At 61.7% G+C, this 12,540-nt stretch carries 9 protein-coding genes; 2 read left to right on the top strand and 7 right to left on the bottom strand.

Translation table 11 applies throughout. The features are described from left to right. Positions 1-16: 16 nt before the first annotated feature. The 5 genes from pelG to FOI68_RS20250 are packed head-to-tail and all read right to left on the bottom strand — an operon-like array spanning position 17 to position 7,745. Positions 17-1,432 (bottom strand): exopolysaccharide Pel transporter PelG, encoded by a 1,416-nt coding sequence (gene pelG / locus FOI68_RS20230; protein WP_143864110.1) that lies wholly within the window; start codon positions 1,430-1,432, stop codon positions 17-19. Beyond that, positions 1,408-2,859, bottom strand: a complete 1,452-nt coding sequence (pelF, locus tag FOI68_RS20235) for a GT4 family glycosyltransferase PelF (protein ID WP_143864111.1) — start codon at positions 2,857-2,859, stop codon at positions 1,408-1,410. The genes pelG and pelF overlap by 25 nt, the downstream gene beginning before the upstream one ends. Beyond that, on the bottom strand, positions 2,856-4,691 hold the full coding sequence (locus FOI68_RS20240) for a DUF2194 domain-containing protein (RefSeq protein WP_143864112.1): 1,836 nt from the start codon (positions 4,689-4,691) through the stop codon (positions 2,856-2,858). The genes pelF and FOI68_RS20240 overlap by 4 nt, the downstream gene beginning before the upstream one ends. Beyond that, complete coding sequence (locus FOI68_RS20245) at positions 4,688-5,578, bottom strand: hypothetical protein (protein ID WP_029097923.1); 891 nt, start codon at positions 5,576-5,578, stop codon at positions 4,688-4,690. The genes FOI68_RS20240 and FOI68_RS20245 overlap by 4 nt, the downstream gene beginning before the upstream one ends. Next, on the bottom strand, positions 5,571-7,745 hold the full coding sequence (locus FOI68_RS20250) for an NAD-dependent epimerase/dehydratase family protein (protein WP_143864113.1): 2,175 nt from the start codon (positions 7,743-7,745) through the stop codon (positions 5,571-5,573). The genes FOI68_RS20245 and FOI68_RS20250 overlap by 8 nt, the downstream gene beginning before the upstream one ends. Before the next feature lie 202 nt (positions 7,746-7,947). On the opposite strand from FOI68_RS20250, the gene FOI68_RS20255 reads away from it, so the two are divergent. After that, positions 7,948-8,982 carry a hypothetical protein gene (locus FOI68_RS20255; protein ID WP_051188085.1) on the top strand — a complete coding sequence of 345 codons (1,035 nt, stop codon included), beginning with the start codon at positions 7,948-7,950 and terminating at the stop codon, positions 8,980-8,982. A 41-nt stretch (positions 8,983-9,023) separates the two neighbouring features. Here the strand turns inward: FOI68_RS20255 and FOI68_RS20260 are convergent, their stop codons facing one another. Next, the gene (locus tag FOI68_RS20260) at positions 9,024-9,392 is read right to left on the bottom strand and encodes a response regulator (protein WP_029097925.1); all 369 of its coding nucleotides are present in this window, start codon (positions 9,390-9,392) and stop codon (positions 9,024-9,026) included. A gap of 130 nt (positions 9,393-9,522) precedes the next feature. Further along, the gene (locus tag FOI68_RS20265) at positions 9,523-10,641 is read right to left on the bottom strand and encodes a response regulator (RefSeq protein ID WP_255433743.1); all 1,119 of its coding nucleotides are present in this window, start codon (positions 10,639-10,641) and stop codon (positions 9,523-9,525) included. Between the two features lie 244 nt (positions 10,642-10,885). Here FOI68_RS20265 and FOI68_RS20270 point away from each other — a divergent pair, with 244 nt between their 5' ends. Continuing rightward, positions 10,886-12,427: a Ppx/GppA phosphatase family protein gene (locus tag FOI68_RS20270; RefSeq protein ID WP_185973988.1), complete on the top strand. Its 1,542-nt coding sequence runs from the start codon at positions 10,886-10,888 to the stop codon at positions 12,425-12,427. The last annotated feature ends 113 nt before the right edge of the window (positions 12,428-12,540 follow it).

Raw genomic sequence — 12,540 nt, forward strand, 5'->3', positions numbered from 1 at the left:
TTCTCCTCCTCCGCTGTCACCCTGCCCTGCCGCGCATCCGGGCATGCTCCCGCAAAACCAGCGGCTGCGCGCTGAACGTCGCATAGTGCAGCCGGCGCAGCCGGTATATCAGCCTGCCCAGGGTGGCGGCGAGGACGGGAAACGAGGCGGCAAACAGGGACAGCCCCTGGTATTCGACGTCGCGCAGGGCCCAGGAGGCCGCCACGTTGGCCGCCAAAAAGATCGCCGAGAGCGCCAGCGCTCCCTTTCGATCGTCAAAGTAGAGCAGCAGCAATAGCGAGACGCTGTTCATGATGTACACGTAAAAGGCCATGACCAGGATGTTGAACGTATCCACCTGTTCAGCGGTAAAACCGATGTAGGGCAGGTATCGGATGCCGCAGGCGACGGCCACCAGCGAAAAGACGAGCTGAATCCCCATCAGCTTGGCCATCTCCCCGATCAGCACCTGTTCCATCTCGCGGCGGGCGCGGTCGATCTCGAGAATGGTCCCCTGTCCGAGAATCGCGTCGTAATACTGGCGATACTTCGGGTAAAACGCCGTCTCCACCGACACCACGAACCAGACCAGCGTCGGCAGCACGGAGAGGACGGCATAGTAAACGGCCACATCGTATTCCGGAGTCAGGCGAAACGTCCCCTCCAGCCATTCGCCGTGAAACGCCCACTGGGCAAACTGATGCGCATACATCGAGACGGCGGTGAACAGGCCGATCGCCAACAGGGAGGGATACCGGCGCAGATCCCGAACAAATCCGTACGGCGACGCCGGCCGCGGCGTGCGGAAAAAACGCTCGACCTCCCACAGCAGCACCGCCGCCGTGACAAAAAATCCGCCGGCCAATCCGGCAAACAGCCCCCACGCCGCCAACCGCTCCCCTTCCAGACGAACGTAAAGCCAGACCGCGGCCATCGCGAGCAGCATGCCTGCGAAAAACGCCCCGGCAATCCGCCGGTACGCCTTCATCGCCGACACATACACCACGCCCATCCAGATGACGGTCAACTCCATGTACAGCACAACCAGCGCCAGCTTCTCCGCCAGTTCCAGCGGTGCCAGCAGGAGAAAGGCCGCGGCGGGCACAGACGCGCAGCCCAGCGCCACCTGCAGGCTTCCGTAAAACGTCGGCAGCAGTTCGTCGTAGCGCTGTTCGTAGAGCTGGTCGGACGCGAGCCGGGTAAACAGCATGGAGAACGGAGCCGCGACGATAAACGAAAAGGCGAAGGCGTACGCCGTTCCCGCCTGAAACAGCTCGCGAGCCCGATACGGCGCCATTTCGGCGACGAGCAGCCAGTGGACGACCGCGACCGCCGCCATGCAGCTCAGGATCGGCCCCACCGTCACCAGGGAGGCGTACGAGATGGCCTGCACGCGGCCGAACAAGCCTTCGCGGTCAAACAGCCGTTTCAGTTGAAAGCCGATTCCCGCCATGTCTTCTCCCCCTTTCCGAGCGAGGCGTACAGTGATTCGTAACGGGAAATGAACTGATCGTGGGTATACGCCGACAGGACGCGGCGCCGGCCGTTTTCTCCCATTTCCCGGCGCAGCGATTCGCTTTTGCACAGGGTGATGATGGCGCGGGCGATCTCTTTGTCGTCCAGCACCGGCACGACCAGCCCGGCACGGCCTTCCCCCCCGTCCGCCGCGCTGCCGTAGAGCAGTTCCCGGCAGCTTCCGACGTCGGTCGCCACGACCGGCTTGGCCGCCGCCATCGCCTCCAGGACGGCCAGCGGCTGCCCTTCGCTGATGCTGGTGAGAACGACCACGTCCAGCTTGCCGATGCGGGCCTTGACGTCGACGCTGCCCGTGAAGGTCAGGTCCCGCACGTCCAGCGTCTCCGCCAGCTCCACGCATTCGCGGTAGTAGTCCGGGTCTTCGTCGTACGGCCCCATGATGGTAAACGTCGCTTCCGGCACCTCCCGCTTGACCGCGGCGAAGCTCTGGATCATCGTCTTGATGTCCTTGATCGGCACCACCCGCACGATGGCGCCGATGTGAACGGCCGGATCGTCCGCCGTTTTCCGCGGCAGGTCGGCGTACGCGTCCGCCTTGATGCCGTTGGGGATGATCGCGATTTTCGACGCGGGACATCCCAGCTCGATCTCGATCTCCCGGTTGCGGTTGAACAGCGTCACCACCTGGTCGGCGTACTGGTAGGCGCAGCGGGCCAGGCCGTAAAAGTAGCGAATCCACAAGTCTTTGAAGTAGCCTTTGACCCAGTCCGCCTTGATGATCTCCTCCTCCCGCTCGCGGGAGTAGATGCCGTGCTCGGTCAAAAGCATCGGCCTGCCGTAGAGGTGCTTGCCCAGACTGGCGATGACGCCGGCGTACCCGGTCGAGACCGCGTGGTAGAGGTCCGCCTCGGGCAGCGGGTGGCGGAGAAGCTGCATCAGCGGCAGCAGCATGGAACGGACGGTCCAGAACAGCTCCCGAAACGGAAGCTGCTCGTACCGCTGTCTGGCCACATCGCTCAACAGATCAAAGTAATCCTGGCTCATCAAAAATTCCGTGGACGCGTTCCATCGCCCGCTGCGCAGCAGCCGAAACAGCGCCTCCCAATCGGTGTCCCGCTCGCCGACAATCAGCCCCTGCAGGGCGTCCCGCTCCTCGCCGCTCAGCTTATATCGTCGGCCCCAGCGGCCCTCTTCCTGCAAAAAGGCGTCGAGAAACACCTCCCGCACCTCGCTCACATTGGCGGGCAGCCGGTAGGTGAATCTCCCCCTGTTTCGCTCCTCCGCTCCGATCGCGAAAATGACGAACTCGTGCCGGGGCATGGAGCTGATCACGTCATGAATCCAACTGGACACGCCGCCGGTCACATACGGATAGGAACCTTCCGCGACAATGCAAATCTTCATGGTTTCTCCGTCCAATCGATCGAAAAGATTTCATGATCCGCGCGCACCAGATAGGCGCCCTGCTCGATGCGCCGCACCTCGCACCGCTTCGTGCGCACGATGTTCCGGTCGGTCCGCAGCAGAAAGTACTGCGGGCCGGCAAAGCCGTTGATGTAGCCGTTTAAGCCGCCGGGACGCCGCTCAAAGACGGGCTGGCTCTCGAGCCACCGCCTTGCCTCGCCGCTCGCCTCCGCGGCGGTCATGGGGCGCAGCCAACCGTAGCGGTCCTGTACCAGTTCCAGGTACTCCTCCAGGCTCGTGTACAGATCGCGCCAGCTTCCATTGCCGCCCCGCACCTCGTCAATCACGTCGTCCGGGTGAACAAAGTGGGAAAAGATGCCATAGGCGGTGACCGCGTTGGCCATCATCCAGCGGTCGTACTCCCCGATCCGGTACCCGTAGGTCACGCGCGGCATTTCCACCACGCCGTCGGGAGCCAGTTTGTATTCCTGCACATAGGAGAGGTTTCGGATGTCCTCGATGTACAGGGACGAGATGTTGACAAGGTCGGGCAGCGCCTGTTTCAGCACCTGCCGGCCCGCCTCGTCGAGGGCGTTGGACGGCGGCACGTAGGTGCGCAGCGGGTAGTGCGGAAAGACGGACTCGACGTACTGCCGCAAGGAGCGAAGCGAGTCCGTCATCTCCCGCTGGCTCGGCCACATGTTGTAGCCGAACGCCCGCGACACCCGCGGAACGGTGGACAGCGTCTGATGGTTGTAGCCGTGGACGCCGATTTCGCCCCCTTCCTTCAACAGTTCGCGCCCGTACAGCACCAGGCTGGAGACGTCCGCGTCGCTCTCCCAGTCAAACGGCGGGGTGACCCGGTTGCCGTAGGTGACGATCAGCGCCCCCGTGTACTTCAGATCGTGCTTGCGCGCCAGCCGGATCATGTCCGGCCACCACACTTTCTTGAAAAAATGCGGCAGATCCATCCGGTAGTCCCGGTCGATGAGGGGATGGGTTCCCTGGGGAAACGGCGCGGGAAAGTCATCGATGTACATCAGTTTGGCGTTGAGCACCGGGTAGATCAGGTCGGGCAGCAGCACGCCAATGGCGCCCGCGAAAAGCCCGCGGTTGATCTTCTCCTGCAGCAGCGCGCCGTTGAACACAATGTAGGCTCCCTTTCCGTACGGCGCTTCCCACAACAGCGGCACGTGTTCCCCCGCCGAGACGTGAACGCGGCTGTGCTGTCCCAGCTTGACGCGCAGCACGGAAATGTGCAGGCCGGGATCGCGAAACACGCCGCCGGCAAACCCGAGCAGCACGTTGGTATGCAGGCGGATGTCGCTGGTCTCCACGTACGTGCCGATCTCGAGGATGTCCAGCCTGCGGTACATGGCGGAAAACGCCTCGTTGTTCTCCGGCTCGATCGCCAGCAGTACGCGACCGCCCCGCGCCACGTAGCCGTCCAGCCATTCCGTACCCGCGAGCCGCGTCAAATCGGACACGGTCACAATCACGCCGTCGGGGGCGGGATCGGGCATGACACTTCCCACGGGTACCCGTTCAAACCGCTTTTTCATCCCGGTCAGGACTTGTTCCGCCTGATACGCCACCTTTTGGCTCGTCGCGTCATCCGGGTCAACCAGAACGACCAGCCGTTCCTGATGGATGCGGGCCAGCTCTGCAGGCGCCAGCGCGTTGCGGGCGGCGGCCTGCGGTCCGGTCCCGTCGTTGTCCCCGTTCCAGCGCATCACCAGCTCCGAACGGGACATCTGCATCAACAGCGTCAGCAGGAGGACAAAGACAAGCAGCACGATCATGCGCCTGAGCGATTTTGTCTTGATCATCATAGAGAACCCCTGCTCCAGTACCGAATGATCTGCAGGGTCGGATACGACACGGTGACGGACGATTGTTTCAGCCTGTTCAGCGTCTCGTGAAACTTCCGCCCGGCCCGCAGCGTGTAATACAGTTTCAGCGCCGTGTAATAGGCCGTCTCCGATTGCGGATAGGCCTGGAGAAACCGTTCGCTGGCCGCTTCCGCCCTGTCGTAGCGGCGCAGGACGAGTTCGCACTCCACCTTGTCGGCGAACGCCTCTTCCCCGCAGTCCTTCTCCCGGATCAAGCGCTCCAGCACGTCCGCCTGCAGCAAGCGGTAGGTGCGCTCCATCTCGGCATCCATCAGTCCGCTGCCGAGATACCGCTTCAACGCGTCGGCGTACCCGGCCAGAATGGACGGATCATCGGGGTGGCGCTCCCGTTCGACCGACCACCGCTGCAGTTCGGCCATCATCCCCCGCTTCATTTCCAGAATGGCGGTGACGGCGTAGTGGGCGGTTTCGCTGTCTTCGTTGCGGGCAGCCTTGGCGAGAAAGCCCACGAGGTCCAGCGATTCCTCCTTCAGCGCGTCCATCACGATTCGGCGGCGGGTGGCGTGGTCATTGAGCACAAGCGCCTCTTCAATCGGGACGATCGACGTCTCCTTCTCCAGGTCCACTTTGACCAGGATGCCTGCCGGATCCGCCTTCAGTCCCACCACGTCGGCGAACCGGTCCGGATCGGCGGACGCGCTTTTCGCCGCCGCTCTCCCGGCGATGAACGCCAGCGGCAGCCCGGCAAACGGAATCAGGCAGGCCAGCGCCGCCCTGCCGCCGCTCATCGGTTCCCGGCGGCGGAACAGGAGCACCAGATACACCGCCGTCAGCACGTAGTAGACCGCAATCGAGCCTCTAAGCATAGACCGCATCCTCGCTCACAAGGCGCGTTGCCACGCCGTATTTTTGCAGCCGCTCCATCGCCGCCCTGGCCTCCTCCGGCCCGGAGTTGGACAGTAGCAGCACCAGCCGGCCCCGCCACAGCCCGATGTAGTCCGTGTCGCGCAGCAGGCGGGAAAGACGCTCGGCCGCTTCCTTGAGGCCGTTTTCGGACGCCTCCACGTGCAGCAAGGTGTACGCGGCCTGGTACCGTTCCTTGGCCGCCTGTTTGCTGCGCAGCACTTCCAAAAAGGCTCCCTCCTGCAAAATCGGCGTCTCCTCCACGAAGCGTTCGCTGCGCGTGGCGGCCACGTAGGTAAAGGCGCGGGAGAGCGAGCGGGAAATCATGTCAACGGCAATCCGAAACAGGTTTTCGTGGTACAGGGTAAACCGTTCAAACCCCTGCTCGTGCACGCAGACCAGCGCGATCGTCTCCCCCTGGTGAACCACCGGCGCAGCCAGCATCGGCAGCCCCGGCACCAGTTTTTTGTTCACCCACAAGCGCTGCGACGTGACGACCTCGGACAGCTCCGGCACGTCTTTCAGGTGCAGCGAACGGGGGGCGCGCAGATCGGCGTCGTTGGACTGAAGCAGCAGCCGCAAATAGCCGGTTGCCGATACGGCATAGATCGAGATTTTCCTGGACTCCATCAGGTCCTCCATCACGTTCACCGCCGCGCCGACCACCTGTTCCGGCTCCAGGCTCTCCAGTTCGGTCACGAGCGCATGGATGCGGCCTAGGCTGTCCCTGTTGGTCAGCACCTGCCGCTGCAGGGCTTCCTTGACGCTGCGCGTGTCCTTGTACACGTCCATCAGCAGCTTGTACCGCTGCGCTTCCACCGCCAGCTCGTTTTTGGCAAACGCCAGCTCTTTTTTGTACTTGTCCGTCACAAACCCGACCGACAAGCCGAAAAACAGGTAGACCGCGGCGACAAACAACGTTTCCGGGTCAAACAGCAGCGAGCCCCAGTCGCGCCCGTTGGCCAGGCTGTCGGCGACATACAGGCTGATCACCGCCGAAGCGGAGAGGAACGACTGGCGCGATCCGTACATGAGCCCGATCAGCAGAATGTACACCAGCCGAAAATCAAAGCCGTATTCGTACAAAAAGCCGCTCTGGTCGCGGGAAAGCAGGGCAACCGCGGCAAAGGCCAGCCCGTTTTCCACAAACGGCCGGATGATCCGCCACCATCCGGGCGTCTCCCGCGCGGGGGCTGCCTCTTCCCGGGCCGCAGCAGCCTCCTGCCGCAGCATCCATTCCCAGGTTTTGGCAATCCCCTCCTGCAGCGAATAGAGCGGCACCCAGTCCAGGTCGCGCTTCAGCCGGCTGTTGTCCAGGCAGGAGCGGGCGATCTCGCCCGGCCTGCTGTCGAGGTACTGGACATCCTTCACCGGGACCAGCGTTCGGATCGTCTCGATCAGCTCGTTCACACTGGTTTCCCGGCCCATCGACACGTTGTAGATTCCCGTCACATCGCTCGTGGCGCCGCGGTAAATGGCATCGGTCACATCGTCGACGTAGACGAAATCGCGCGTCTGCGTTCCGTCTCCGAAGACATACAGCGGTTTGCCTTCCCGCGCCTGATTCAGAAAGACGGAAATGACGCCCCCTTCCCCCGAGCTGCTCTGACGGGGACCGTAAACATTGGAAAAGCGCAGGCACAAGGTATCGAGCTTGTACAGCTCCTGCCATTTTTCGCAGTACATCTCCCCCAGCCGCTTGTTCATCCCGTACGGCGACAGCGGATGGCAGGCTGTCTCTTCGCGGGCGGGAAGCTGGTCGGTATCGCCGTAGACGGCCGCGGATGAGGCGAAGATAAATTTTTTGACGCCGTGCAGCCGCGCGCAGTTCAGCATGTTGACCAGCCCGAGGACGTTCGCCTCCGCATCCTGGCAGGGGCGTTCCAGAGAGGTCATGACACTCGTCTGCGCCGCCAGGTGAACCACGACGTCAAATCCCACGCTGCGGAACACTTCCTCGCAGGCCCGATCTTCCACATTGTAGACATACGCCTTGTGGGGGACGGTCACGCGTTCCCGCCTGCCCGTAGACAGGTTGTCGATAATGTACACCCGATGGCCCTCTTTGTGAAAACGTTCAACCACCGAGGACCCGATAAAGCCATATCCTCCCGTTACGAGAACGTTCACGCCGGACACCTCCATCCATTGACAATCGACAATCACGTTCGTTCTATTCGGAATTCCCATTCATTTTGAGACATAAGTCCCTGCATCAGCGGTTTCGACAAGCGCTTTTGGTTCATTCGCACTATGCTATAATGAAATCGACACCCGAAGTCGAATCATGCCGCCCCTGTTTCCAGGGAGAAACCGCCCCAGGAGGTTGACCATGAAAACCGGTCCATTCGCCGTTTTCCTGCTCGTTTTCTCGTGCCTGTTCACGTCGGCCGCAACCGGCCTGTCCCCGACCGCTGCCGCAGACGACGCGCCCCCCGGCTACCGGCTGCTGATCTACTACGGCATCCCGAAAGCCGTCAATCACGTATGGGATGAAAACAGGGCGGCTGAGATTTTTGCCCAGTACGACGTGCTGGTGTTCGGCGAAAATCTGGAGGAACCCACCCACCCCCATCACCATTCGACCCAACACGTTCTCAGCTTCGCGCGCAGGATCAAGCCGCACATCCGCGTCTACGGCTACGTCGATCTCGGGGTGACGACCGTCAATCACTCCATGGCCGCGTTGAAGGACAAGGTGCGAAAGTGGAAGGCACTGGGCGCAGACGGGATCTTCCTCGATGACGCGGGGTTTGACTACGGTGTCTCCCGCGCCCGCCTGAACGAGACGGTCCGCTACGTACACGAACTGGGCTTGTCCGCCTTCGTCAACGCGTGGGACCCCGACGACGTGATGGGCAGCGCGGTACATCCCCTCTACAATCCGAACGGTGCGGCGACAGCGCTAGACCGCCGCGACATCTACCTCCTGGAAGATTTCCTGCTGCCGACGGACATCAACGCCGGCAACAGCCCCAGCGCATTTCATCCGTCGTTTCGCGAAAAGATGGACGCATCGCTGCGGTATCGCACGCAGTTGGGCGTCAAGCTGATGTCGGTCAGCAGCATCGACTACACCCGGTACACCCCCCTTGCGCTCCGCAAGTTTTTCCGCCTGAACGAAGTGACGGCCGGCGTCTTTTCGCTGGACGCGTACGGCATTGCCCCGCTTCACTATTCGGCAGACGAGCGCGGCCGGGACGAGGTGCGATTTTTTCCATACATCACCAATTATTGGGACTATTATACTACGAACATCACCTATATTGCCAAGTATCATAACCGCGATTTTTCACGCGGGGGCTTTCGCATCCACTCGTTGCCGGGCGATCACTACTACCTGTTCCCCGAAACGGTTCGCTACTAGCCGGCTTTTCCGCCGGCTTTTCTGGTTCTTTCCTCCTGCCTTCATCCATTTTCTGCCTTGAGGTGTTGGATGGACCATTCCACGCGGTCTTTCTGAAGCGGTTTGGCCAGAAAGTCGGACGCGCCTGCGGCAATCGCCCGCATGATGGCGTCCCGCTGCACCACGGCCGAACAGACGATGATCTTGGCCTTTCCGTCGATTTCCCTGATCTTTTTCACTGCCGCCAATTCGTCCATGCCGGGCGTGGAAATATCCAGGGTGACCAGGTCGGGACGGTACAACATAAACTGTTTGACCGCCTCCTCTCCCGACTCCGCCTCCACCACCACCTCCAGTCCGAGCGATTCGAGCATGCCGCGAAGCATCAGCCTGGTAAACGCCGTGTCGTCGACAATCATGGTCGTTCTCACTGGTACTCCCCATTTCTTTTGTCATGCTGCCGCATCGGGTATGTTCCCCTTCTCTACCATATTTCTCCATAAAAAACAGTATGACATGACGCGCGTGTCATACCGTGCCGTTCCGGGACCGGAACAGACGCTACCGGCTTTGTTTTTTCTTCCAACGCAGATACCATTCCCGAACGGTCTGCTGGGGCGCGACGCCATACTCCTCGCTCAGCATCCTGGTCAGCTTCATGTACTCCCTCTCCACGGCATCGCGGTCGCCCAGCCTGTCATACAGCTTCATCAGGGTCACGTACGTCTCTTCCACATGCGGGTGAAAGCGCTGGATGCGGTGATAGACCGCCAGCGCCCGGGCGTATTCGCCAACGGACTCCAGATAGCCGGCCACATGGGTCGCGTGGTAAAACCAGTGCGTCCGCAGCCGCTGCCGCTCGCTTTCCGCCCACAGGTAGTCGTAGTCGTCCAGGTAATCGCCGCGGTACAATTCCAGCAGGTTCAAGTGCTCGGACAGCGTCTCCCCCGTCACGGGGGACAATTCCCTCACGCCTCGCTCCCATTCGTCCACATCCAGCCTGACGTGGTTCATGTCCAGCAGATAGCCGTCGTCGCAGTTGGCGATGTGGATGCCGATGCCGAGCTCTTTCAAGGTTTTTCTGATCTGGTAGATGGTTGTGTAAAGCCGGGCAAATCCCTTTTTCCGGTCCGTGTCCGGCCAGAACAAGTCGAGCAGCGCGTCTTTGCGAACGGGCTGCCCCCGCCGATGAACCAGGTATGCAAACAGTTCCTGCGCTTTTGCCGTCCGCCAGCGAATGGTTTCCGGTCCACGCGGCGGAACCTCGATCTGCAGGGACTGAAAGCAGCGGATCATGCCGGTTTGCCGGGCGAGCGGAACGACGGCCGTCTCATGCCGCCTGTCGATCAGCCGCTGCACCGTTTTGATCAGACGGTCGCGCTGAACCGGTTTCAGCACGTAGTCCAGCGCGTTGAGTTCAAACGCCTTGACCGCGTACTCATCATAGGCCGTCACAAAGACAAGATCCGTTTCAGGCGAGAGTCTGAGCACCTCTTCCGCCGTTTCGATGCCGTTCAACTCGGGCATCTCGACATCGAGAAAGATGACGTCGGGCTTTACCTGCGGCAGTTCGTCCAAAGCGCGGCGGGGATTTTGATATCGCCCGACGATCTCCAGCCCTCCGCATTCCCGCAGCAGTTTTTCCAGGTAGTGCAAAGCCAGACGTTCATCGTCAACCAATATGGCTTTCAGAGTATCACACCTCGCTTTTTCAACCCCGAATCCGACACAAGCCGCACCTTCTATCATAGGTTTTTGTTCTCAACAATTTCTGAACAAGCTCCACGCCGATTCATTGTCGCATACCTCAACAGGTCGGCGGCACACGAAATACCATCACGAACCCGCCGGACATTTCCCCAAGACGTTTCCATGGAACGGCGGCACCTGTGGCATAATGGTAAAAACAAGGAAGCACCATAAAGTGGGGATCAATATGAACGACACGATCGGCGTCATCGATCTGGGCTCCAACACGGCGAGACTCGTCGTGTACAGGCGGGACGATCAGGGGCTCGTCTACGAGGTGGAGAATGTCAAGCGCACGCTGCGCCTGAGCAGCCACCTGCGGGACAGCCGCCTGGAACGGGAGGGGATCGAGAAGACGCTGGCCTGTATGCGGCAGTTTCAGCAGTTGCTTGGGGCTTACAACGCAGCGACCGCAATCGGCGTGGCGACGGCCGCCGTCCGGCAGGCCGCAAACGGACGGGAGCTGCTGGACGCGATCCGGGCGGAGACCGGCCTGTCCATTCGCGTCCTGAGCGGGGAAGAAGAGGCGCGCTACGGCTATCTGGCCGTGGTGAACACGATGGATATCGACGAGGGCATCACCGTCGACATCGGCGGAGGCAGCACCGAGGTCACCTGGTTTTCCGGCCGGCGGCTGCGGGAGAGCGTCAGTTTTCCGTTCGGGATCGTCACCCTGACGCGCATGTTTCTGCCCGGCGACCCGCCCGCGGACGAGGAAATGAAGCTGCTGCAGGCGTACGTGGAGCGACAGTTTTCCGGCTGCACCTGGATCAGGGACAGGCGCTGCCCCGTAATCGCCATCGGCGGCACGGCGCGCAACCTGGCGAAAATGCACCAGCGATCCGTCGGCTATTCGCTGGGCAGCGTGCATCACTACGCCATGTCGGCCGAACAGGTGGACCGCGTACTGGAACGAGCGTGTGCGCTTCCGTGGGAGGAGCTCAGACAGATGCCCGGCCTTTCCAAGGACAGGGCGGACGTCATCCTCTCCGGCATCGCCGTGTTCCGCTCCCTGCTCGCCGTCGTCAACGGACGCGAACTGGTGGTCAGCAACAAGGGACTGCGCGACGGCGTTCTCTACGAAACGGTGTTTGGCGCCCAGCCGGCCGACATCCGCGAAGTCCGCCGGCGCAGCGTCGAACAGTTCATGAACCGGTACCAGGTGGACAAGCGCCACGCCCGCCACGTGCGAACGCTGGCCCTCGCGCTGTTTGACCAGTTGCGGGAGCTGGGCGTCGTCCGCTGCGGCGAGGCCGAACAAACCTGGCTGGAAGCGGCCGCCCTGCTGCATGACGTGGGACGGGCGATCAATGTGTACGAGTCGGCGGAGCACACATTTTACCTGCTGTCGCATGTACTGCTGCTCGGGTTTACCCACCGCGAGCGGCTGCGGATCGCGATGATCGCTTCCTACAAAAACAACAAGCTCTTGCAGCAGCAGATGGCCCGGCATTCCGACATTGTCGGCAAGGCGGACAAAGCCCTGGCCGAAACACTCGGGCATGTCATCCTGCTGGCGCGGACGCTGGACCGTTCCATGACCCAGCCGATCACGGACGTGCGGCTGCGGGAGGACGGGGAGCGGATCGTGCTGGAGTGTGTCGGCTCGGGGGAGAATCTGATGGAATACGCTCTCCTGGAAGACGTGCTGGCCAAGGTGTCCAAAGCGTGGAAGCGGCCCGTCGGCTTTCGCGCCGTCACACGGCCCGCCGATTGAGCCGGCCTCCGATGGAAAAGGCCTTCGCCAAAGCCGGCCCGGCCGGGACGTGCCGCTTTCCGAAAAAACCTGCTGCGCGATGCGGGATTCTGTTTGTCAAAAACCACACTGCC

This window comes from Brevibacillus sp. LEMMJ03 (assembly GCF_007197875.1).
Lineage (GTDB): Bacteria > Bacillota > Bacilli > Brevibacillales > Brevibacillaceae > Brevibacillus > Brevibacillus thermoruber.

Bases quoted from the DNA above. Each gene is read 5' to 3' on its own strand.
- pelF (WP_143864111.1), bottom strand. From the start codon at position 2,859: ATGAAGATTTGCATTGTCGCGGAAGGTTCCTATCCGTATGTGACCGGC.
- pelG (WP_143864110.1), bottom strand. From the start codon at position 1,432: ATGGCGGGAATCGGCTTTCAACTGAAACGGCTGTTTGACCGCGAAGGC.
- FOI68_RS20245 (WP_029097923.1), bottom strand. From the start codon at position 5,578: ATGCTTAGAGGCTCGATTGCGGTCTACTACGTGCTGACGGCGGTGTAT.
- FOI68_RS20255 (WP_051188085.1), top strand. From the start codon at position 7,948: ATGAAAACCGGTCCATTCGCCGTTTTCCTGCTCGTTTTCTCGTGCCTG.
- FOI68_RS20240 (WP_143864112.1), bottom strand. From the start codon at position 4,691: ATGATGATCAAGACAAAATCGCTCAGGCGCATGATCGTGCTGCTTGTC.